This window comes from Bacteroides sp. NSJ-48 (assembly GCF_014287405.1).
GTDB classification, from domain to species: domain Bacteria; phylum Bacteroidota; class Bacteroidia; order Bacteroidales; family Bacteroidaceae; genus Bacteroides; species Bacteroides stercoris.
In genome coordinates this window covers 42,275-65,389 of the sequence record NZ_JACOOD010000014.1, presented here as the reverse complement: position 1 = coordinate 65,389, position 23,115 = coordinate 42,275, and the positions used below count along the sequence as shown (strand labels likewise).

Below are 23,115 nucleotides of genomic sequence, written 5' to 3'. Positions count from 1 at the left end.
AGTTACTATTATTTCTTCCGTCCTGAAAATTTCTTGCTCGTTTTCCTTTCGGGGAACACAAAAGTCGTGTTAAACTCCCCGTCAAAGGCGACTATGGCATCGAAGCTCTTGCCCTGCTTGCTCTTGAAGCCTTTGAGCAGCTTCGTGTGCCCGTCGGTGAGCAGGTCTTTGATTTCGTCATCGGAAAGGGTGCGGTTCGCCTTCAGCCGGAACACGGGTAGCCCGCACTCCGCGTTGTCGCAGCGTACCACCTTGCCGTAGAACTGCATCCTGCCCGTTCCGCACTTGGGACACGCACAGCCGGAATCCTTGTGTGAGAAGAGTTTGTCGCACGAGAGCAGTTCGGAGGTGATTTCACGTGTGTACGCCTCTATCTCCTTGCGGAAAGTTTCGGCGGACAGCTCCCCGCGCTCGATGCGTGCCAGCTCCTTTTCCCATTCCCCTGTCAGGGCGACATCTGCAATGCGCATCGTCTTCACGACTGAATAAAGTGCGAGTCCTTTCTCGGTAGGCACAAGTGATTTCTTGCATCGTTCCATGTAACCGCGTTTGAAGAGCGTCTCGATAATCGCCGCACGGGTGGCAGGTGTGCCGATGCCGCAGTCCTTCAAAGCTTGACGGAGCGCGTCGTCCTCAATCTCCTTGCCCGCTGTTTCCATAGCGGAAAGCAAAGTCGCTTCGGTATGCAGCGGCTTGGGCTTGGTCTTTCCCTCCGTGATGGAGCAGCCTTTCAGCGTCAGCGTGTCGCCCTCCTGCCAGTCGGGGATGGAGATTTCCTCCTTGTCCTCCTCGCCATAGACGGCACGCCATCCGGCTTGCCTGATTACGCTGCCTTTCACGATAAACTCCACCCCGGCACACTCCGCCGTGACAGCGGTGGTGTCCTTGACGCATTTCTCTGAAAACGCCTCTATCATGCGTCCGGCAATCATCTGATAGACGGTGTTGTCCTCTTTGGAGAGGAACAGCGGCTTCTCTCCCGTGACGAGCAGGGCGTGGTGGTCGGTCACTTTGCTGCCGTCCACATTCCGGCGTGTCGGCTGCACCTTTGCCTGCACCTTGCCCTTCCATTCGGGCAAAGCCCCGATGAAGGCGAGCAGTTTGGGGATTTCGGCGAACACGTCTTCGGGGATGTAGCGGCTTCCCGTTCTCGGATAGGTGATGAGCTTCTTCTCGTAGAGCTTCTGTGCGATTTCAAGCGTCTGCTCCGCCGTGAAGCCGTGCTTGGCGTTGGCTTCCTTCTGCAAGGTAGTGAGGTCGTACAGCAGCGGAGTGTCCTCCGTCTTCTCCTTGCGCTCTGCTTTTGTGACGGTGGCTGCGCCTATTTCCTTTACCTTATTATATAATGCCGTTGCAGGTTCTTTCTCTTTCCATTTTTCAGAGGAGGAGAGTTTCACTGTCCCGTCATTATTGCCGTCCACGGCGATATGGAGCTGCCAGAAGGCTTCGGGCGTGAAGCGGCGGTTCTCCCGGTAGCGTTCGCACACCATTCCCAACGTGGGGGTCTGCACCCGCCCGACGGAGTATGTGCCGTGTCCGGCGGCGATGGAGAGAGCCTGCGTGCCGTTGATGCCCACGAGCCAGTCGGATTCGCTCCGCGCTTTGGCGGCAAGATAGAGGTTGTCATACTTGCTTCCATTTTCGAGGTTGCGCAAACCATCTCGGATAGCCTTGTCGGTAAGCGAGCTTATCCAGAGGCGAACGAACGGGGTGGCGCATCCGATGTAATGGTAGAGGTATCGGAAGATAAGCTCACCCTCGCGTCCGGCATCGGTCGCCACGATAATCTGTTCGCTTTTGTTGAACAGGGAAGTGATAACCTTTATCTGTGTCGTCACGCCGCTGTCGGGCTTGTAGCCCTTCTCCGTCTTTACCTGCCGTGGAATGAGCGTGAAGGTTTCGGGGATGACGGGCAGGTTGTCACGGACAAATTCGCGCACGCCGTATCCATCGGGCATGGCGAGCTGCACGAGGTGTCCGAACGCCCATGTCACGGCATAGCCGCCTCCCTCGAAATATCCTTCCTCTCTCTTTGTCGCGCCCACGATGCGGGCAATCTCACGTGCCACGGATGGCTTTTCTGCAATGATTGTCTTCATTATTTCTTGCTGTTTGATTGTTTACTTTTACTTGTTACTTTGGATTTAGTGGTGGACACCGGATTACATCCTCATGCCCTTGCTTTTTCTTTGGGGCTGCTCCTGATGCTGTTGCTGGGTTTCGTCCTTCGGGGCGGTCTGTCCTTTCTGCAACGGCTCTTTCAGGTTCTTGGTCGCCTCGTTGGTCTTGCCCTCGCTGTTCACCGCCACCTGCGTGCGGCTCTCGTTGGACGGGGCGACTTTCTGCGCGTTGCCGGGGTTGGTGTCGTAGCGGTACGGGCGTCCCTTCTCCGGGTTGAACCTGATGTACATCGTGGCGTGGAAGCCCTGCTTGTCGGTCACGTTCTCCAGTTTCACGGCTTTGCCAGCCACGTAGTCGGCTTTCTGCTGCTCGGTGAAGTCCACGCCGCTCCATTTGCTGATGGGGCGGATGCTGCCGTCGGCGTTCGTCCACGTGTTGCGCCGTTGCTCCTTCTGCGTGTTGGCGGTGGTTTCCGTACCCTGCGACTGCGCTTGCGTGGGATTGTCCTTCGTTTCCTGCGCTTGTGCGGTACGTGGCGACCTGCCCGTACCCGGCACGAACTCCACGCCGCGCTGCTCCACGTTCACTTGCAGGGTGGTGAGGAACTTCCTGCCGTCCTTGCGCTCGATGAGCTTGTCACGCACGGGCAGCCCGGCACGCAGCATGTCCTGCTCCTGCCTGGTGATCTCCGTGTTGCCGATACGCTCCGGTATGCGCACCTTGCTTGCCGGGACATCCGTGATCTCGTTCGTCTTGCGGTCGATGCTGACGAACGAGGGGGTGATTTCGCCCGTTTCCCTGTCCACAAGATCCACGACCCTGCCGAGGTTGCCCGTTTCACGGAGATTCTTGCGGTCTTCGTCGGAGAACTTGTGTTCCTTGTACTCGTCTAATTTCTGCTCCTTGCGGATGAAGTGCGGCACGAGGCTGACATCGCCCTCACCGTCCTTCCTAAAGGAGAGGCGGGCGTCCAGCTCGAAAGACTCACCGCCGAAATTGGGCGTTACCTTCACCAAGTCGGACTTGCCGTAGTTGAGCATCTTTGTCAGATCGCCCGACTTTTCAAGGTCGTCGCGCTTCACGCCCCATTTCTCCTCCAGCTCCTGCCAGTTGATTCTGCTCTCGTCGATGGGTTGGTAGCCCCGGTTGCCCTGCGTCTGCTGCGGGCTTTCCTGATTCTGTTCGTTTTTCTGTTCCATTTCTTCTTGATTTTTAGGTTCGTCATCTTGTTTCTGTCCCGGTTGTTCCTCCGGTTTCTGCTCTTGGTCAGCGGTCTGTGCCGCCTGTTCTTCCTGCACCTGCTTCTCGTAGCCGGAGGTGTCCACCGTGTGGGGCGCGAGCAGCTCCCTGTTAGCGTCCGGGTTCTTCAGCAGTTCCTTCATCACCTCCAGCAGTTTGTCGGCCTGCTCTGCCGCCACCCGGTAGAATCCGAAGCGGCTCGGCTCCTTGCACTGCCGGAAGAAATTCTTGAAGAAGTTGTCCAGCACGTCGCCGTGCCGGTCGAATTGCAGGAAACTCCGCGCGTTCTCCGCCTTGGCGGGGGTGCGCTTGGGGGAGCCGTCGGCATTCAGCCCGGCCACCACGCTGATTTCGCCCGTCTTTTCGTCACGGACTATCAGCACGTCCTTTTCGTCTGTTTTCTTTGCCATTTACTTTTGTTTTAATTGGTTTATTACAATTTGCGCCATGCTTCAAAGTTTCTCTCAAGTGCGTCCAGATGAAGCCGTAGCAGGTTCTCGACGAAACCGGACGCACTCATCCCACGCTCTCCGTGATAGCGTACCAACCTGTCGAGTCTGTTGCGCAATTCTTCGCTGATGAACACGGGCTTGCGGTTCGTGATTCTGGGAACTTGCAGGTATCTTTCCTTGTACTCATCAAGTGTGATCCGGCGTTTTCTTTGTCTCTGTGCGGTCTGGTTGCCGCCTGTTTTCTTCTTTTGTTCCATCTGATAAAAATTTTAATTGGTCGTTATTTATTGAACAGGTTGCGGATGCGTGCCTTGTAGAATTCGATGTCGTTCTGTCGGAAGTCCTTCACATGTTTGGAAAGGAAGTCCAGCACGTCCGTTTCACTGTAATAGGTCTTCTTGCCCAAGGTCTTGTAGGCGAGTGCGCCCTCGCTTCGGTAGCGTTGCAGGGTACGCTTGCTGATCTGGAGCAGCAAGCACAAGTCCTGATTGTCGAAAAGCCGGATGCCTTCGGACAGGGACGGTGGTTGCTGCCCCTGCGTCTTTATCGCCAGCAGCAGCTCGTCCTGACGGTCAAGGCGGTCGAGGATTTTCTGCATCCAGCCCTCGAAGTTGTTGCGGGTAAGCAGTTCCATATATCATTTCCTCCTTCCTTTGCCGGTTTTCCTGCCGCCCGTCCGCAGGGAATAATTATGGAACAGGGCGTCTATCGTTTTTTCCTTGTTCCTGACGGTATTCGTTTCCAGCAATCTTTGCACTTCGGAGAGGCGGTAGCGGCAAGTGCCGCGTACTATCACATATTCTATGCGGTGGTCATCCCTCATCCGTTGCAGGGTACGGGTACTCACGTTCAGCAGTTCGGCGGCTTGGGCTGTATTGAGCAGGCAGTCTTTCGTCGCCGCATCCTGACGTTGTTTCTCCTCTTTCAATTCGCGGATATATCCAGCTATCTCCGTTATCTGTTCCATCATAGCCTGATATGCGGAACTCTCGATTGTTATCACTTTCATATACAGTTGTTTTTATTGTTTCTGTGGCAAAGTTCGGCAATAAACAATGGCGGCTTTAACAGCTCACTACGTGACTCACGCAAGATTTTTATGGAAATGGCTCCGTAACCCGGACAATCGGCGCAACAAGCTGCCATTCAGACAAAAACGATGGGCGTTTCAGCCCGTGCCGTTACCTTTGCGGCAAATTCAAAATCGTTTTGTATATGGAAATAGTATCTATCGAGAAAAAGACCTTCGGGGAAATGATGGCACAAACGGATGCCTTCGTGGAAAAGGTAGCCGCCTTACAGCGCAAAGGCGATGGAAAGCGGCTTGGGAAATGGCTCACGGGCGAAGAGGTCTGCGGGCAGTTGAGAATCAGCCTGCGCACGTTGCAGAAACTGCGGGACAGGGGCTTTATCGGTTATTCGCAAATCGGCTTCCGTTTTTACTACAAGCCGGAAGATGTAAAAAGGCTTATACCGCTTATCGGTACAATTTGCCCCACTGACAAATGACCGGGTACCGACTTAAACCGATGTAATATGAATGAAGAAAACAATGTCATCACGATGGATTGTGAATCGGTAGCCGTATTGCTGCAAAAGATGCGGAAAGAATCCGAATGGCTTTCCGGTTTTTTGGAAAGTTACCGTCCGCCGTTGGACGGGGAGCGATACCTGACGGACAAGGAAGTGGCGGAACTGTTGCGCGTCAGCCGTCGGACCTTGCAGGAATACCGCAACAACAGGATATTACCTTTTATCCTGCTGGCGGGAAAGGTGCTTTATCCGGAATCGGGACTGCGAGAAGTGCTGGAAGCAAATTATAGAAAACCGCTGGAAGGATGAGATAAGGCGGCTGTATGCACAAAGAGGAAACGGACAACCCCTGTCGTGGAGTTGCCCGTTCCTTTTTGTGTTGCCGACACCGTCAATGTCCATGTCCCTGTGTGTTCAGCAATACCCGTTTGCCTTGTGGATAAGCATCACGTATGCCTGCCGCTTTTCTTTGGCAAGAGCCTTCTCCACCAGCCACCTGCGGAACACGTGCGTGCAGTAGGTGTTCAGTCGGAAGGCGATGGGGATGATGATTTCAAGCGCGTACACATCGGCGTGCAGACCGTTTTCAAGCCGCATGTAGCGGCACACCTCGTAGTCGTTCAGCACGTCCGACTTGCGGACGGCTTTGATGGCGGCGTTCACTGCCGGGACACTTGCGTGGAACAGTCCGGCGATTTCGGTGGCGGTCATCCATACCTCGTTACCGGTTACGCTGACCTTCTTCTCCTCTATGGTAATGATTCCTCGTTTCATAGCTTTTCTGTTTTAAATGTTACATCCGGTAAATTCCTCAATGGTGTTCAACTTGGCGGCAAGGTTCTCCATGTCCCGGTTGAGTTTCTCCTTGGTTATCTTCGCATAAATCTGGGTTGTTTTTATGCTCTTGTGCCCTAACATGGAACTCACCGTTTCAATGGGTACGCCATTGGAGAGGAACACCGTCGTGGCTGCCGTGTGGCGGCTTTGATGCCATGTGATGTGCTTGGTGATGCCGCAACGCTTGGCGACGGCTCGAATTCCGTGCAGGCAGGTCATGTAATGGGGGACGGGGAATATCCTGCCGTCTTCACACAATCCCCGGTACTTGTCGATAATCCGCTTGGCGATGTCAAGCAGGCGGATGTTGGAAACGACACCCGTCTTCTGGCGGTTGATGTTGATCCACTCGTGGTCGTCGAAGTAGGTTCGGATATTCTCCTCCGTGAGATTGCGCATGTCGGCGAAGGACAAGCCCGTGAAGGCGCAGAACAGGTAGAGGTCACGGTAAAGCTCCTGCTTGGCGTTTTTCAGTTTGCCTTCCATCAGCTGGCGGATTTCGTCTTTCGTCAGAAAACTGCGTGTCGTTTCCTCCTTCTTGATTTCGTACTCCCGGAACGGGTCGCGTGTGAGCCACTCGTTGTTGATGGCGATGAACACCATCGTCCGGAGCGGGCATACGTAAAGCCACACGGTGTTGGTGCAGCAGTGCTTGTCCGTGCGGAGGAACATCTCGAAGTCGGAGATGAACGCCGGGGTAAGCTCCTTCAAGGCGATGTCCTTCACATGGTAGCGGATGTTGAGGAACTCTTGCAGGTGCTTGTACACGGTCCTGTACTTGGCAAGCGTGCCTTTGGCTTTCATGCCTGCCTCCACCTGCTTCTCGTAGTCCTCGTTGTGCCGGCTGAACACCTGCATCAGCGTGTGGCAACGGTGTTCCAGTCCGAGAAAGGCGTTCTTGACCTTTTCCGCCGTGACGTAGTTGTCACGCTCCATGATTTCCTGATAGTGCTTGTTGATGCGCACCCGCATCTTGTCGAGCAGGCGGTTCGCTTCGAGTGCCGCCGTGCTTCTGCCCGTGACACGCCCGCCTTTGGTGTCCCACAACTTCGGATCGACGGTCAGCTTGCAACTGAACTGTGTCTGGCTTCCGTCCACCGTGATACGACCCATGACGGGCACTGTCCCGTCCTTCTTCACTACCTGCCTTTTGAGGTAAAAGATAACTGAAAATGTACTCTTCATCGTTCTGAACTTTTTTGGTTTCAAAATTACTTGGTGAAGAGCCTTTGGCTGGTACGCAAACAAATGCAAAATACTGCAATTTATTTCCGGTTCGGTTTTTCTTGCGTGAGTTGTTAGTAACTCACTATACCATAGTGATTTGCTATGTTTTTCCACATCCCCGTGACACATTACAGGGCATGGTAACAAATGGGTAACGTAGCGAAGTACCAACATGGCTGGAATATGACTTTTACCGTCGTCGAACTTCTGATGATAATCCCTAAAAGCACCTATCTATCAATATCTTTGCCTTACTTTTCCATATATCATTTTTTCTCGCTAACTTTGTATCGCTAAAATTATCATTCACACAATGAAAAGAACAAGAAGCAATGCGTTTATTCTCGAAAACGAGAAAGCATGGGAACCCGCCGGAGAGGGCGTTGTTCGTCAGATTTTGGGATACGACGGTCAGGTAATGCTCGTCAAGGTTAAATTTGAACAAGGTGCAGTAGGTACACCGCACACCCATTATCATACTCAAACAACTTATGTGGCAAGCGGTAAATTTGAATTCACGGTTAACGGTGAAAAACAAATCGTATCGGCTGGCGACGGTGTTTATATCGAACCGGATGCCGAACATGGATGCACTTGTCTGGAAGCCGGTATATTAATCGACTGCTTCAGTCCTATGAGAGCGGATTTTCTGAAACCGTAAGATAAACTTACGGTTTCCATTCACTGCATATCTTGAAAAGATAATCCGGTTCCTCATATTTTGCAACATCCTTCCGGGTCAGTTGCTTTACCCATTTTACCCGATTTGTATTATCAGCCCCCTCTCCCGTATTACCATATTCAGCATAACGGGCTGTTTTTTCATTCTCCGGATTACGCCAATTATCCCATCCTGCCGAACAGATATGTTTACCCATCTCACAGTTAATGAACACTGTAGCTGCATAGGGACGCCACGGACGCCCCAAATAAACCTTATCAACGTCCGGTGCGGCAGTCAGCTTACAGTTCTTAAAAACATATCCCACTTCAATGTCTTTCGGAGTGGAAGCTGCCGTGATGTACGAATTGGCTTTACTATGAATCGTGCAATTATGGAACAATGCCGTAGAAGGACCGAAAATAAAATCGGTAGTACCTTCAATATAACAATTCAGGAAGCAGAGACGAGTACCTTTTGCACCGGTGTAAATAGTATCCTGATTGCCCAAAAAGCGACAATTGATAAAGACCAAGCGGTCACCTTCCGTATGAAGCGCAACTGCCTGCCCCAGCCGTGCAGCATTATTCTCTATCGTCAAGTTCTTAAAAGTGATGGAACTTCCTTCCACTTTCAAAGTATAGGTACGGAAAGTTCCCATCTTATTTATATTGGCATGATCATCGTAGGTGATAATCGTATTTTCTACATTTTCACCGATGAAATCGACGTTTTCTAACCAAGAAGGAAGAACAACCTTTTCCTTATATACACCCTTTTTAACCAAAACCGTCACCTTATAATCCATAAAGGCGCGGATACCCTCCATTGCTTCGGTCAGCGTACGGTAATCTCCCGTGCCGTCACGGGCTACAACAATCGTATCTTTCCACTGCTGCGCCGCGGATAACGAACCGACCCCGCAAAGCAGGGCTATTATAAAACTACACAGTGCTTTCATAGTTACTTTCGCTATCATTTCCGGTTAACAATCACTTTCACGTCCTGAAGACGTTCCCACTCCAATGATGCAAGAATAAACGGACCTACAGCTTTTGGGTCATTGTTGCGGATAGTTTCATTGATATAATAATCATAGTCTCCCGAACGATAGACCTTTCCGCCAAGTCCTGCTACGGCACAAGCCTTTGTGATGCTTACCACACCGTTCTTATCCACTTCTATAAAGTTGTCAAGGATGCCCTTATATCCTTTAACTGCCACTTCCAGATAGGATTTGTCAATATACCCTTTACGCACACCCTTGAACAGAGAATATACAAACATAGTAGAACAGGAAGACTCCAGATAATTACCCGGTGCTCCACTCTTGTCCAGTACCTGATACCACAAACCTGTCTTGGAATCTTGCAAACGCTTTATCTGAGAAGCTATTTTATTAAAGATAACCAACATGGAATCACGGCCCGCTTCATGTTTCGGAATGAAATCCAAAGCATCTACAAAGGCCATGGCATACCAGCCCATAGCGCGTCCCCAACTATGCTTTGATTGTCCGGTAACAGGATCGGCCCAACGTTCTTTACGGCTTACGTCACAAGCATGACGATACACATCATTTTTCGGGTCGTAAGTATGACGGGCCGCCATCAGGAATTGATTGATAACATCCGCATAATCGTCTACCTGATTGTTACGGAAAGCATATTCCGCATAGAAAGGCGCTCCCATATAAATACCATCCAGCCATACCTGATTTGGATAAATCTTCTTATGCCAAAAGCCACCGTCGGCATTCCGGGGATGCTCATCGAGCTGACTTCTCATCAATGCAAGCGCTTTCTTATATTTCTCATCTTTCGTCTGTTCATAAATGCGGAATATAAATTTACCGGAGTTTACACGGTCAAGACTATACTCCTCACGTTTGTACATTTTGATAGTACCATCTGCATTTACCATTGTATCGGCATAAGCCAAAGCATAATCATAGATTTTCCGATTGCCGTAGCGGTCATACACATCCAGCATGGATTGCAATTCCAGCCCGTGACAATAATCCCATTTCAATTTAGGCTGAAAGTCCAACTGCCAGGATTCCGGACAACGAATCATTTCGGACTCCACCATACGTACCGACCACGGCAAGTTTGAATCCACACGCTGTGCAAACATGCTTAAAGGAGAAAACAACAATAAACCGGATAGAATAAAATTACAAATAAAGTTCTTTTTCATGTAGTTGTTCTTTTTGGGTATTAGACCTTATAATTTTTCACGAAACAAAAGTAGATGTTTCTTTCCAAACACCTGTGCACTTTTTGGCGCAGAGGGTGCATTTTTTGATTTTCGTGTACGAAAACGAACAAATTTGTGCACGATAACGACAAATTTGTTCAAAATCATCCTTATTTACTATTTATTATGCCTTTACAGTTTGATTAATTGGGAAAAGGTCTTATTTTTGACCCCGATTTTCAATTCGTACTATTGTAAAACATAATCATTTATCAATTAAATCACATAAAGAATGGAACAAGTTTTCGGTTACATCATCGCTTTGGGAGCGTCTGTAATGATGCCTATTATTTTTACAATCATAGGCATGTGCATCGGTATGAAATTTGGCAAGGCCCTGAAATCAGGTCTCTTTGTAGGAGTCGGTTTTGTGGGTTTAGGCGTAGTTACCGCCCTGCTGACAACAAATTTTAATTCTCCTCTGAAAGCCATATCCGATTTGTATCACCTGCAACTGAACGTATTCGATATGGGATGGCCCGCCGCCGCTGCTGTAGCTTATAATACCGCTGTTGGTGCGCTTATCATTCCTATCTGCTTAGGCGTCAATTTCCTGATGCTTATCACCAAGACCACACGTACTGTAAACATAGACTTGTGGAACTATTGGCACTTCGCCTTCATCGGTGCTGTGGCTTATTTTGTTACCGGCCAGAACCTGGCATGGGGCTATTTCGCCGCTATCATCTGCTACATTATTACATTGGTCTGCGCAGACCTTACTGCAGAAAAATTCCAAAAGTTCTATGATTTGGACGGTATCTCCATACCTCAGCCTTTCTGCCAGAGTTTCACACCGTTTGCCATACTTATCAATAAGGCATTAGATAAAATTCCCGGTTTCTCCAAGCTGGAAATCGATGCAGAAGGCATGAAGAAAAAGTTCGGTGTAATAGGTGAACCGCTGGTATTGGGAGTTATCGTAGGTATGCTGATAGGCTGGGCAGCCCAACTCGACATCAAGAAAGTTCTCTTCCTGGGTATCACAATGGGAGCCGTAATGGAACTCATCCCCCGCATCACTTCTCTGTTTATCGAAGGATTGAAGCCTATTTCCGAAAAGACTTCGGAACTGGTAAAAGCTAAATTCAACGGTAAGAAAGTACATATCGGTATGAGCCCGGCATTGGTTATCGGACACCCCGCTACATTGGTGGCATCGGTTATCCTGATTCCCGTTATCCTGGCACTTGCCGTATTCCTGCCGGGTAATCAGTTCCTGCCATTGGCCTCACTTGCAGGTATGTTCTATCTGTTTCCGATGATATTGCCCTTTACTAAAGGAAATGTATTGAAGACACTCATTATCGGTCTTATCACTCTGATTTTAGGTTTGTATTTCGTAACCGATATGGCACCGGACTTCACGCTGGCAGCCAATCAGGTATATGCCGAGACACACGATCCTACGGCACACATTCCTGAAGGATTTGATGGCGGTTCCATCGACTTTGCCGCTTCTTTCTTCGGCTGGACTATATATAGAGGTGTAAAACTCTCGTATGTAGGTGCTGCACTGCTGGTACTGGTAGCGATAACCATGATGTTCATCAACCGTCGTATCATTGTCCGCAGTGAAAAAGAAGCTAAAGAGAGCGCTAAATAAAAAAGTAATCATTAAGCATATTAATATTTAAAGTTTATATCAGACATGAAAAAATTAGCAATTGCCCTGATGTTGGGTGCAGCCGCAGTTACGGCTTCCGCCCAAGTAAATTACACTGTGCAGACAGCCTGCCATCCATTGGACGTAAAGCATTATGACACACAACGTCTCCGTAGCTCTTTTATGATGAGCAAAGTAATGGCTCCGGACGAAATCAATGTTACTTACACCCTCTATGACCGTTTGATTTACGGAGGTGCAATGCCTGTAAACAAAGTATTGAAACTGGAGACTTTCCGTGAGCTGGGTCCTGAAATCACTTACTTCCTCGAACGTCGCGAGTTGGGTGTTATCAACACCGGTGGCGATGGAGTAGTTACCGTAGACGGCAAGGAATACCCCATGAAGTATAAAGAAGCTCTTTATGTAGGTTGTGGCAATAAAGAAGTAACTTTCAAGAGCAACGATGCTGCCAACCCTGCCAAATTCTATATCAACTCGGCTCCGGCTTACAAACCTTACGTTACTCAGTTGATTACAACCGATGCCAAACTTCAAAAGGCCAATCCTAAAAAATATGCTTTGGGCATTTCCGACCATTACGGAAAAATGGAAGACAGCAACGACCGTATCGTAAACCAGCTGATTGTAAAAGATGTTTTGGAAAGAGTGAAAAACGGCGGTACAAACCAATTGCAGATGGGACTTACCGAACTTGCTCCGGGTTCTGTATGGAACACCATGCCTGCCCATACTCACACACGTCGTATGGAAGCCTATTACTACTTCAACCTGGCTCCGGGAAATGCAATCTGCCACTTAATGGGTGAGCCTCAAGAAGAACGCCTGATTTGGTTACACAACGAGCAGGCCATCACTTCTCCCGAATGGAGCATCCACGCAGCTGCAGGCACCAGCAACTATACTTTCATCTGGGGTATGGGAGGTGAGAACCTGAAGTACAGCGACAAAGATGAAATCAAATACACAGATATGAAATAATATCCGTAGGCAAGAAAATAGGCATAGCTGTTCTCAACTATGCCTATTTTTGTCATTTTCTCCATGATTTCTACCAAATATTACACATACACATAACACAAGAACGCGTATTTTTGCGACATTATAAATTAAATCTATTATCATGAGTACAAATCAGAACACATTGGGCAAAATGTCTAACTATCGCTGGACAATTTGCGCCATGTTATTCTTCGCGACAACAGTTAATTATCTCGACCGACAAGTATTATCACTTACCTGGAAAGATTTTATCGCCCCGGAATTTCATTGGACAGATGCCGATTATGGAGATATCACAGCCGTATTTTCCATAGTATATGCCATTGCAAACTTATTTGCCGGACGCTTCATTGATTGGTTAGGAACTAAAAAAGGTTATCTCTGGGCTATCTTCGTATGGTCATTAGGAGCTTGCCTGCATGCTGTTTGCGGATGGGCAACCGAACATGTAGTGGGCATTCATGATGCCGCTGCCATGATTTCCGCAACAGGCGCCGTAGCATCGACCATTGCCATTACCAGTGTTTACTTTTTCATCGCTGCCCGTGTGATATTGAGTGTCGGTGAAGCCGGAAACTTCCCCGCAGCAATTAAAGTCACCGCCGAGTATTTTCCGAAAAAAGACCGTGCATTCTCGACTTCCATTTTCAATGCCGGCGCCACAGTAGGTGCTTTAATAGCTCCTGTCACCATCCCCTCTTTAGCACGGTACTTCCAAAGCATCGGTGTAGGCAACGGTTGGGAAATGGCGTTCATCGTCATCGGTGGATTAGGCTTCGTCTGGATGGGCATGTGGATGTTCATGTATAAGAAACCTCATGAAAACCCGCGCGTCAATGCAGCAGAAATTGCTTATATCGAACAAGATAAACTCAGAGAAGAAGACAAGGCTGTCTCTGAAAAACCTGAAAGAAAGATGTCGTTTATGGAATGTCTCCAATACCCTCAGGCATGGGCTTTTGCCATCGGCAAATTCATGACCGACGGTGTATGGTGGTTCTTCCTGTTTTGGACTCCGGCCTACATCTCCGATGTCTACGGATTCTCTTCGGACAGCGGAACGGCACAGTTGCTGATATTCGTACTTTATGCCATTACCATGCTGTCTATCTATGGTGGAAAACTGCCTACCATCATCATAAACAAAACCGGTATGAATCCGTATGCAGCCCGCATGCGAGCCATGTTCATCTTTGCTTTGTTCCCGTTACTCGCACTATTTGCACAACCGTTAGGAGAATACTCCTATTGGTATCCGATTATCATTATAGGTATTGCCGGAGCAGCTCACCAATCCTGGTCTGCCAACATCTACTCCGTAGTGGGCGATATGTTCCCAAAAAGTGCGGTAGCCACCATTACCGGATTGGGAGGTATGGCGGGCGGTATCGGTTCGTTCCTCATCAACAAAGGCTCGGGCACACTGTTTACTTACGCTGATGAAACCCAGATGATATTCATGGGATTCGAAGGCAAGGCAGCCGGATACTTCATCATATTCTGCATCTGTGCCGTTGCTTACCTTATCGGCTGGTGCATCATGAAGCTTCTGGTACCGAAATACAAACCTATCGTACTGAACTGATACAGACAGAATATATAGATATAAAAAAGCTCTTTCGCATGAAAGAGCTTTTTTTATATCCTCTTGGCAATATAAGATTTGTCGGCAAATTCTAAGAGAACAAGAATTAAGGGATAAAAAAAAGGGAAGTCTCACGACTTCCACAATTCTTCTAACCTTAAATCTAAATCTCTATGAAAAAAACGTGCTGCAAAGATAAGGCTTTATAACACACGATGTTATTAATAAAGCATATAAAGAGAAAGAAAATATTTAAGATTTATTAAATGAAGAAATAGCTGCAATCTACGGCAATAGGAAACGTTTCGTACCTTATGAATCACAACTTTTCAACAGTTGCGCATAGATTGGATTCTGCTCCAACAATTGGCGGACTCCGATTATAAACATCTGCTTGCGTGCTCTGGTCAAAGCCACATTCAGCTTACGGTCTATCCGTATTCCGTTCTCCTCTGTCAGATTGGCAAGAAATCTCAGCTGAGACAACCTGTTCACACAGAAAGAGTAAATGATGACATCACGTTCGCTTCCCTGAAAACGCTCCACCGTATCTACCAGGATTTCATTCAAGGCTGGAATTCCCAAAGCTTCTATTTCTTTCTTTATCAAAGCTATCTGACTACGATAAGGGGTTATTACTCCCAAAGTAGAAGCTGCGCTGAAGCATCCCTCGGCAAATGTATACTGTCGATAGACAGCAGCAGCCAATCCGGCTACGATTTTTGCTTCCGAACGGTTCATCTTTGCCGACTGCATAGGCGGTTCGGGAACGGACGGAAGAAAAGCTACCCGCCGGGTCAGCAAAGCGGCAAATTCATCAGCAGAAAGCTGAGGAGACAGTTTAAGAACCCCTGTCTGATGTTCCAATCCTACCGGCTGTAACAACCCGCCATAGAAAGCACGGTTCGGAAAAGCTGCAACTTCTACATTCATACGTCCCTGACGACAAAGCATATCAAGAGAATTGAAAGCTGAAAACCGGGAGTTGAAAGCAGAGGTTTGCCGACCGTCAACCACCTGTTGCCCAATGGCATTCCGATAAAGACGTTCAAAAAGAGAATCTTTCAAGTTATGCAAACCGATGCCCCGCAAACCTTCATCCTGAATTTCCGATTGCTCCGATGACTGGAGTACAACAGCCGGCAATTGTTTATGGTCACCTATCAGGACAAATTTCCCTATAGCATTCCCGCCGGTAACGCCGCGCATGCAAAGCAATCCCAACAGTTGCGGCTCCAATATCTGAGTAGCCTCATCTATCAAGGCCACATCAAAAGTCTTCAAACGGAACAATTCGGTCTTGGCAGACAGCGTAGCAACCGTTCCCACAAAAATTCGGCAACGCGCCATACGCTCCTGCACCTCCCGGCGTGTAGAGCAAGACTCCAACACGTTTTCTATCAAATGCGGACGATACACGCCGTCACAGGAAAGTTCACTGCCGATACGTATGAAGTCGACCTCCGGTGTAATGGCTGTCAACATCTTACATATCTCGTCCACTGCCCGGTTAGTATATGAAAGCAAAAGTATTTCTTTCCCTTCCCTATAAAAAGCCTCTACCATGCTGCGCAGAGCGCGAGAGGTCTTACCGGTTCCCGGCGGACCTACCAGCAAGAAATAGTCTTTAGCAGCTTGCGCCTTCAAAGTAATACGTACAAAATCATCGGCAGCAGCCGATATAGCTCCGTTAAGGGCAGTATCAAATTCCGGTTTACGTTGATTCAGCAACAAATCCCGACGGTCTTTCGTTGCAGACAAAAAGGCCGACAATCCCCAATACATGCAGCGAAAAGAGGTATCCATATAATCATGTTCTATTGCATAGCGGCTTTCCATTGGCAAGACCCTGGCGTTCTGTTGTGCCGCACGAAGTCTGATACGGATATTGCAATCGGAAATTTCCTCGATGTTCCCCTTAAACACCATTTTATTGGTAACGTTATCTTCACTGACATTCCGCTCATACAGAACAATGGCATCTCCTTGCCGGAAATTGGGCAAAGTATCAATATCCGTATGTGTACGCTCCAGCAATAAATAAGGTCTATGAATATCCGCCGCACAATTTTGCCGTATCGCCAAATCATATAAAATCTCTCCGTTCTCGCTTTTCTCCTCTAAAGTAGCAAGCCATAAAGCAGATGCGCCGGTGCGTCCTTCATACTCCACATCACCGGATTTTGAAGTATAGAGTTCTTTTGTTATAAAATTGTACAACGCATAGAAATACGACTGTTCCAATGGAGACAACGCATGAATCTTCTGTGTCACCGCATCGATGGAAGGATACAGATAACGTTTCCACAATGTATTATCCAGTTGCCGCTCATTCAGAGTTCCCGGAGCAATATCGCGCAGACGCTCCGCCGTATATTGCAGACTATTGCGCAACTGGATGCCGTATTCATTTGCTACAATACGGTTCCGGACATCCATTACCCGGCGCAACATTGCCCACGAAGGACGTGCCGGATAGAGCAACGGATAGCGTGTATAGAGCAAATACGGCTTCACCCGATGATGTTCTTTCCCCATGGCATACTCCAATACCGCCTGATACAGCAGCATCTGTACCCTATTGTTCTCTTTAGGTTCTACCTTACCCCGGATAGCATATTCATCCGCCTTGCCCGATTTCATTTCGATGAAAGACGACATATCACGCTGCATATAATCCAAACGTCCCTGCAAACCTAACGCCTCACATATATAAGACGGTTCCAGCACGGCATCCGTTTTGTCCAGTTCATACCCCGAAGCCCGGAAAGTATCTGTAACAGTTTGCCGGATATTATCAAAATGCCGTTTACAGTCGACAAAGAATTCACGTTCTTTCTCCCGGTCGCGCAAATCTGCGCAGGCAGCCAGTTCAATGGGATATGAGCGGAACGCTTTCTTCATACATTCCAGATAGTCAGGTTCACTTTCCGCATGAATCCATTCGTCCAAAAAGAGATTGGCTATATTACCCAATAAAAGAGGACGGGTATTATCAGGCATCTGCAACCTTGCCAGCATATAGTTTGCCGGGTGATGACCATATTCCCTGAAACATTCTGCCAATGAACTGATATCAAGCAGATAATCCGGTTCTAAAATAATGAAAGAGGGTATAAGCACACCTGCCTCATCTACTGCCACATCCAGCAGATTAATCTGGGCATGCCGCCACAATAAACCACAAGTCTCAGCAAATTCATCATTGATTTGAGACACATTATAACGTACCCGCAACGGTTCGTCCGCCACGCTATCCACAGGCAGTACATACAGATAATCCGTATCGGCATACTGAAAATTGACGCGCATACGCCGTACACGCTCCTTTGCCGGGGGAGCTGCAATGTACGTGGCATCAGCCTGCGGAAAGAGACGATACAGGTCTGCCGGAATATCTTCACCGGTTATGCGCTTTACAAAGAAAGATACTGTCTTGGCATCACGCAGCAATTTTTCGCGTGAAGGTTCTGCCTGGCGATTAAGGACGGCATTAGAGGCAAGCCGGAAAGTATGCAGGCGATTTTGCTCTGCAACGGTCAGCCCCAGCTTGGAAGATACAAAATTGATACGGGCGGCAAGGTCGGTCATTTGCAGACTGCTATCCGTCATTTGCGTACGGCATAAATGCTCGAGCAGTTCCTGCAATTGACGGTAAGCGGTTCCCAAAGAAGAGTCATCCGCACGACAGACTTCCCGCAGTAAATAAAAATATTCCTCTATTTCAGCATTCATCTCTCTCCGGTCTCTATAATCTCCTCGGTTTCATCCGCTTTCTTGTCCTTAATCATCAGGATACTCATTTCATAAAGAAGATAGAGCGGAACGGCAACGACAGTCAGTGTAAACGGGTCGCCAGTGGGAGTTATGACAGCGGCAACAATAACAATGATAACCACTGCATGACGACGATACTTCCGCAGGAATGTCTTATGCACCAACCCCAGCAACGAAAGCAGCCACGTTACCAACGGAAGTTCAAAAGCAAGTCCCATGCAGAGTACCAGCATCATAAAATTGTCGATGTACGAATTGAGAGAAATCTGGTTCTCTATCGTTGCGCTAAGCTGGTAAGTGGATAGAAAACGTAAGGTCAGCGGATATACCATAAAGTAACCCAGCAACACTCCTACAAAAAACATCACCGTACCCAGACCGAGCGCTTTCCGTACCCCTTTGCGCTCGTTGGGATAGAGTGCGGGACTGACAAACCGCCATATCTCGAAGAATACATATGGCGCAGCCGTCACCACCGACATCCAAAATGCTGTAGATATATGGATGAAAAACGGTGCGGCCAGATTAATATTTATCAATTTTATCTGAAATTCCTGCGTAAAGAATTCGTCATGCAAATCAAATACTTCACCGATATAACGCAGCAAATCATAAAAGATGAAATCATTATGGCAAGGAGCCAGCACTACATTATCAAACAGATAAGGCATCGCAATGAAATAACCCACAGCCAACACAAACCATACACCAAGAATGCGGAACAGCACCCGGCGCAGTTCGTCCAAATGATCCCAGAAGGTTAACTCTTTATCTGCCATAAACATAAACAGCGATAGAGTGACAAGGCGGTAAAACAACAAGGTAACGGGACGACAACAACCGCTTCATCACCTTATTACTTATTATCTACAGGTTTGTCCACCTCTTCCTTTGCTTTATTGATTTCGTCTTTAGCCTCGTTTACCCCTTCTTTGAAACTCTTTACGCCTTTTCCCAAACCGCGCATCAGTTCAGGAATTTTCTTACCGCCAAACAGCAGCAAGATAACCAATGCAATGATAATCCATTCGGAACCGCTGGGCAAGAAACCTAATAAAAGTAAGTTTGTCATAATCATATCGGATTAAATTTGATTGCAAAGATAAGAAGATTTATGAAGTACGAAGCACGAAATACAAAGTATAAAGTATAAAATATGAAGTATAATCCATACTTTATGCCTTGTCATCTTCTCAATCCTGATAATACACCCTCTTCACACGTGTCGAAACACTTGTAAGCACTTCGTAGGGAATTGTCCCGAGCACATCGGAGAGGACGGTTATAGGAAGATGATCTCCGAAAATCTCAACGCTGTCGCCTTCTTTGCAATCAATGTCAGTAACATCAATCATACAAACATCCATACAGATATTGCCCACATAAGGAGCACGCTGTCCGTTCACCAGGCAATAGGCGTGTCCATTGCCCAAGTGACGGTTCAACCCGTCGGCATAGCCGATAGGAATGGCAGCAATACGTGAAGGACGCGTCAAATGTCCCTTGCGGCTATATCCCACCGTATCTTCTTCGGGCACATCACGAATCTGCAGGATGGTAGTCTTTAACGTACTGACGTTATGCATTATAGAATTATCTATCGGACTGATGCCATACAATCCGATTCCCAACCGCACCATATCAAACTGTGCTCCCGGAAAGCGCTCTATACCGGCCGAATTACAAATATGACGAAGTATTTTATACGGAAACGCCTCCTGCAGCAGCATGGAAGCCTTTTCAAAAGTTTCTATCTGTTTACGCGTAAAAGCATCGAACTGCTGAGCGTCGCTTCCTACAAAATGGGAGAATACCGAACGGGGAATAACCGCATTCTGTCCTTTCAGACGTTCTATGAGCCGGGGCATATCTTCCGGAGCAAATCCCAACCGGTGCATGCCGGTATCCAGTTTCACATGAATGGGAAAATTGGTGATACCTTCTTTCTCAGCTTCTTTAATCAGCGCATCCAACAAATGGAAACTGTAAACTTCCGGTTCCAGTTTATAGTCGAACATCGTCTTGAATGCCGTCATCTCCGGATTCATAATGATAATGCTTGCCGTAATGCCCGCTTTACGTAAATCCGACCCTTCATCGGCAACAGCAACAGCCAGATAATCCACATGATGCTCCTGCAAAGTCCTGGCTATTTCATACGAACCTGCGCCATAGGCGGAAGCCTTCACCATACACACCATTTTGGTTTCAGGTTTTAGCTTGCCGCGATAATGATTCAGATTAGCGATCATTGCACCGAGATTTACCTCCAATATCGTTTCGTGCACTTTCTTCTCCAAGGCTTCCGTCAACGCATCGAAACCGAACTTACGCGCCCCTTTAATCAGAATTATTTCATTCTCCAGCCGGAGCTCTCCCCGGCCAATGGCTTCAATCAGCGTAGCCGTATCCGGATAAAAAGTCTTCTCGATACTAAACCGTGCGGCACATGAAGATATTTCATTTCCCACACCGATTATGCGCTCTATCCCCCGGCTGTTTACCAACTGTGCCACCTGACGGTAGAGAGTCGGCGTATTCTGTCCCGTCTCCAATATATCCGAAAGGATAAGCGTCCGCTTCAGACCCTTACTCTGCGAGCGACGGTACAGAAAATCAAGCGCTATATCCAACGAACCGAGATCAGAGTTATAACTGTCATTTATCAGCAGGCATCCGTTTTTGCCTTCCTTTACTTCCAAACGCATTGCTACCGGTTCCAGCTTTGCCATGCGTTCCGTTATCTGTTCGGCAGGAAGCATCAGATACAGGCAGGCCGCCAGGCAGTTCAGCGAATTTTCAATAGAAGCATCATCTATAAAAGGCAATGTAAACGTATTGTCCATATCCAAATAACGATAGGAAATAACAGTGGAATCTTCCTGTTTCTCCACTTTACTTATATATAACGGACGCTCCATATCTTTCCTGCTCCATGCTATTTCACGGGCGGCAAGCATGGATTTACCCACACAATTGTTGATAAACTCGTCGTCACCATTATAAATCACCACATCGCAATTCTTAAAGAGAGCCAGCTTCTCCATACATTTCTCCTGCAAAGAGAAGAAATTCTCCTGATGTGCGCCTCCTATATTTGTCAGGATACCGATTGTAGGTTTGATAATATTCTGTAAGGCACGCATTTCTCCCGGTTCCGAGATACCGGCCTCTAATATGGCAAGCTCCGTTTGTTCACTCATCTGCCACACGGACAAAGGTACGCCTATCTGGGAATTGTAGCTGCGGGGAGAGCGTGTTATCATCCGTTCGGGACTCAGCAACTGATGCAGCCACTCCTTCACAATGGTTTTTCCGTTGCTGCCTGTAATGCCGATAACAGGAATCTGAAACCGGTCCCGATGTTGCTCTGCCAGTTTCTGCAAGGCTTTCAACGGGTTGGGAACGACCAGTAAGTTGAAAGCCGGCTGCATCGCAGCAGTATCCACAGTTTCCTGCCGTGCGGCGTCTTCAACTTTCGGTTCTCCGATTCCAACCTCATTCAGCCTCTCTTCGCTGACCACAAAATTACGTATGCCGCGCGCATACAAATCACGGATATAACGGGTACCGTCATTCCGCTTTGTAGGCAAGGCAAAAAACAGTGTTTCTTCGGGAAAACTCAGGGAACGGCTGTCTGTAAGCAACCAGTCGATAGCGGCAGGCCTATCCCCTATCCGCCGCGCACCGATGATGCGAGCTATATCTTCAATCGTGTATGACATAATTCTCTTTCCTTTTGGAAGTCTAAGTACGGGTATTTTCCGTTAAGTCGGTCTATTTTTAACACAATTTGTCCTAAAAAACGCTTATACTCTTCAGAATCCGGGTGAAAAGGCTTATGAGCCAATGCTCTACGTATATTTTCACTTTCTTCTATGATCTGTAACGTCTCCGGCGAAAAACAGGCGGACGAGAAGCGTTCCCACACATACTGCACAGCCACTTCGGAGGGATGCACCATATCTTCAGCGTAGAAGCGGTAATCCCGCAATTCATCCAAAACCAATTCATAGGCGGGAAAATAGAATACATTCTCCGGAAAAGCAGCTTGCAGTCTGTCTACAGCCAGCAGCAAGACGGACTTACTGAGCTGATTGGCATGCATGCCTTCGCGTATATGGCGGATAGGGCTGACGGTAAATATCACCTTCAATCCGGAGTTGCGCACCAGCAGCCCCGATAGCAGCGAAACATAGTCCGACACAATTTCATCGACTGTCAGCCGCCTGCGGGTAAACTCCTTCTCGGGCAGCTTATGGCAGTTGCCCACGATACGCCCCGTATTTTTTTGTTCATACACCCAGGACGTGCCGAAAGTCAGTAGCAAACACGCCGAACGGAAAATCTGTTCGTGCGCACCGGCAATCCGTCCGTTGATTCTCTTCAACGTTTCGTCTGCCAACGGTGACGAGAAATCCCCGTGATGCATGGGACTATGCCAGCAATCGCGAAAGAAAAACAGGTCTTCCTTACCATACACTTTCCCAAATACGATTTCACGCAAAGCGGAGGATATGGACAGAGGGTTATAAAGTACGCCGTAAGGATTGACATCGCAGGAAAATTTCGCTTCGGTAAACCTTGCGCCCATATTGGCTGCAAAGCAGGAGCCCAGCAGCAGCAAGTGGTCCGTATGCCGCAAGCAAGGCAGATGGGCGGGAAGTTCGACAGGAGTAATGAAGTTCATACGTAACTTAATTCAATGGGGCTGCAAAGATACAAAGAAATACTGCAAAAACCGGAAAAGCACCTTCTAAAAACCGCAAAGGACATGCTCCGTTGCTTCTTCAGG

General features: G+C 48.0%; 20 protein-coding genes. 6 read left to right on the top strand and 14 right to left on the bottom strand.

Going from position 1 to position 23,115, the window contains the following annotated elements; all coding sequences use genetic code 11:
• Nucleotides 1-8: 8 nt before the first annotated feature.
• From topB to H8S52_RS08710, 5 genes are all read right to left on the bottom strand, one after another.
• Nucleotides 9-2,099 (bottom strand): type IA DNA topoisomerase, encoded by a 2,091-nt coding sequence (topB, locus tag H8S52_RS08730; RefSeq protein ID WP_186909649.1) that lies wholly within the window; start codon nucleotides 2,097-2,099, stop codon nucleotides 9-11.
• 63 nt (nucleotides 2,100-2,162) lie between these two features.
• Entirely contained in the window at nucleotides 2,163-3,770 is a 1,608-nt protein-coding gene (locus H8S52_RS08725) for a DUF4099 domain-containing protein (RefSeq protein WP_151921471.1), read from the bottom strand.
• A 23-nt stretch (nucleotides 3,771-3,793) separates the two neighbouring features.
• Nucleotides 3,794-4,069 (bottom strand): DUF3408 domain-containing protein, encoded by a 276-nt coding sequence (locus H8S52_RS08720; RefSeq protein WP_106624792.1) that lies wholly within the window; start codon nucleotides 4,067-4,069, stop codon nucleotides 3,794-3,796.
• A gap of 23 nt (nucleotides 4,070-4,092) precedes the next feature.
• On the bottom strand, nucleotides 4,093-4,446 hold the full coding sequence (locus tag H8S52_RS08715; RefSeq protein WP_117512732.1) for a helix-turn-helix domain-containing protein: 354 nt from the start codon (nucleotides 4,444-4,446) through the stop codon (nucleotides 4,093-4,095).
• A gap of 3 nt (nucleotides 4,447-4,449) precedes the next feature.
• Nucleotides 4,450-4,821 (bottom strand): helix-turn-helix domain-containing protein, encoded by a 372-nt coding sequence (locus H8S52_RS08710; protein WP_106624794.1) that lies wholly within the window; start codon nucleotides 4,819-4,821, stop codon nucleotides 4,450-4,452.
• 200 nt (nucleotides 4,822-5,021) lie between these two features.
• Here H8S52_RS08710 and H8S52_RS08705 point away from each other — a divergent pair, with 200 nt between their 5' ends.
• Together H8S52_RS08705 and H8S52_RS08700 are read left to right on the top strand one after the other, a co-directional pair.
• Nucleotides 5,022-5,321 (top strand): helix-turn-helix domain-containing protein, encoded by a 300-nt coding sequence (locus tag H8S52_RS08705; protein WP_182424850.1) that lies wholly within the window; start codon nucleotides 5,022-5,024, stop codon nucleotides 5,319-5,321.
• A 27-nt stretch (nucleotides 5,322-5,348) separates the two neighbouring features.
• Nucleotides 5,349-5,654: a helix-turn-helix domain-containing protein gene (locus H8S52_RS08700; RefSeq protein WP_118147698.1), complete on the top strand. Its 306-nt coding sequence runs from the start codon at nucleotides 5,349-5,351 to the stop codon at nucleotides 5,652-5,654.
• Nucleotides 5,655-5,759: 105 nt separating this feature from the next.
• On the opposite strand, the gene H8S52_RS08695 is transcribed toward H8S52_RS08700, so the two are convergent.
• Nucleotides 5,760-6,119, bottom strand: coding sequence for a RhuM protein (locus H8S52_RS08695; RefSeq protein ID WP_117720305.1), 360 nt, complete (start codon nucleotides 6,117-6,119; stop codon nucleotides 5,760-5,762).
• Nucleotides 6,120-6,131: 12 nt separating this feature from the next.
• Nucleotides 6,132-7,367, bottom strand: a complete 1,236-nt coding sequence (locus H8S52_RS08690) for a site-specific integrase (RefSeq protein ID WP_117720306.1) — start codon at nucleotides 7,365-7,367, stop codon at nucleotides 6,132-6,134.
• Nucleotides 7,368-7,722: 355 nt separating this feature from the next.
• On the opposite strand from H8S52_RS08690, the gene H8S52_RS08685 reads away from it, so the two are divergent.
• A complete protein-coding gene (locus H8S52_RS08685) occupies nucleotides 7,723-8,070 on the top strand; it encodes a cupin domain-containing protein (protein WP_016661896.1) in 348 nt (115 codons plus the stop codon).
• A gap of 7 nt (nucleotides 8,071-8,077) precedes the next feature.
• On the opposite strand, the gene H8S52_RS08680 is transcribed toward H8S52_RS08685, so the two are convergent.
• Together H8S52_RS08680 and H8S52_RS08675 are read right to left on the bottom strand one after the other, a co-directional pair.
• Nucleotides 8,078-9,049 carry a pectinesterase family protein gene (locus H8S52_RS08680; protein WP_370527569.1) on the bottom strand — a complete coding sequence of 324 codons (972 nt, stop codon included), beginning with the start codon at nucleotides 9,047-9,049 and terminating at the stop codon, nucleotides 8,078-8,080.
• Nucleotides 9,046-10,269: a glycoside hydrolase family 105 protein gene (locus H8S52_RS08675; protein WP_117985499.1), complete on the bottom strand. Its 1,224-nt coding sequence runs from the start codon at nucleotides 10,267-10,269 to the stop codon at nucleotides 9,046-9,048. Before H8S52_RS08675 ends, H8S52_RS08680 begins: the two co-directional genes overlap by 4 nt.
• A gap of 292 nt (nucleotides 10,270-10,561) precedes the next feature.
• Between H8S52_RS08675 and H8S52_RS08670 the strand changes: the two genes are divergently transcribed.
• From H8S52_RS08670 to H8S52_RS08660, 3 genes are all read left to right on the top strand, one after another.
• A complete protein-coding gene (locus H8S52_RS08670; protein WP_005657443.1) occupies nucleotides 10,562-11,935 on the top strand; it encodes a PTS galactitol transporter subunit IIC in 1,374 nt (457 codons plus the stop codon).
• A gap of 45 nt (nucleotides 11,936-11,980) precedes the next feature.
• Entirely contained in the window at nucleotides 11,981-12,937 is a 957-nt protein-coding gene (gene kduI, locus H8S52_RS08665; RefSeq protein WP_005657444.1) for a 5-dehydro-4-deoxy-D-glucuronate isomerase, read from the top strand.
• Nucleotides 12,938-13,079: 142 nt separating this feature from the next.
• On the top strand, nucleotides 13,080-14,543 hold the full coding sequence (locus H8S52_RS08660) for an MFS transporter (RefSeq protein WP_117667587.1): 1,464 nt from the start codon (nucleotides 13,080-13,082) through the stop codon (nucleotides 14,541-14,543).
• Between the two features lie 312 nt (nucleotides 14,544-14,855).
• Here the strand turns inward: H8S52_RS08660 and H8S52_RS08655 are convergent, their stop codons facing one another.
• From H8S52_RS08655 to H8S52_RS08635, 5 genes are all read right to left on the bottom strand, one after another.
• The gene (locus H8S52_RS08655; protein WP_186909647.1) at nucleotides 14,856-18,278 is read right to left on the bottom strand and encodes a DEAD/DEAH box helicase; all 3,423 of its coding nucleotides are present in this window, start codon (nucleotides 18,276-18,278) and stop codon (nucleotides 14,856-14,858) included.
• The gene (tatC, locus tag H8S52_RS08650) at nucleotides 18,275-19,099 is read right to left on the bottom strand and encodes a twin-arginine translocase subunit TatC (RefSeq protein ID WP_016661900.1); all 825 of its coding nucleotides are present in this window, start codon (nucleotides 19,097-19,099) and stop codon (nucleotides 18,275-18,277) included. Before tatC ends, H8S52_RS08655 begins: the two co-directional genes overlap by 4 nt.
• A gap of 77 nt (nucleotides 19,100-19,176) precedes the next feature.
• The gene (locus tag H8S52_RS08645; protein ID WP_016661901.1) at nucleotides 19,177-19,392 is read right to left on the bottom strand and encodes a twin-arginine translocase TatA/TatE family subunit; all 216 of its coding nucleotides are present in this window, start codon (nucleotides 19,390-19,392) and stop codon (nucleotides 19,177-19,179) included.
• A gap of 121 nt (nucleotides 19,393-19,513) precedes the next feature.
• Nucleotides 19,514-22,045 carry a bifunctional UDP-N-acetylmuramoyl-tripeptide:D-alanyl-D-alanine ligase/alanine racemase gene (locus H8S52_RS08640; RefSeq protein WP_186909646.1) on the bottom strand — a complete coding sequence of 844 codons (2,532 nt, stop codon included), beginning with the start codon at nucleotides 22,043-22,045 and terminating at the stop codon, nucleotides 19,514-19,516.
• Nucleotides 22,021-23,010 carry a GSCFA domain-containing protein gene (locus tag H8S52_RS08635; RefSeq protein WP_186909645.1) on the bottom strand — a complete coding sequence of 330 codons (990 nt, stop codon included), beginning with the start codon at nucleotides 23,008-23,010 and terminating at the stop codon, nucleotides 22,021-22,023. The genes H8S52_RS08640 and H8S52_RS08635 overlap by 25 nt, the downstream gene beginning before the upstream one ends.
• Between the last annotated feature and the right edge of the window lie 105 nt (nucleotides 23,011-23,115).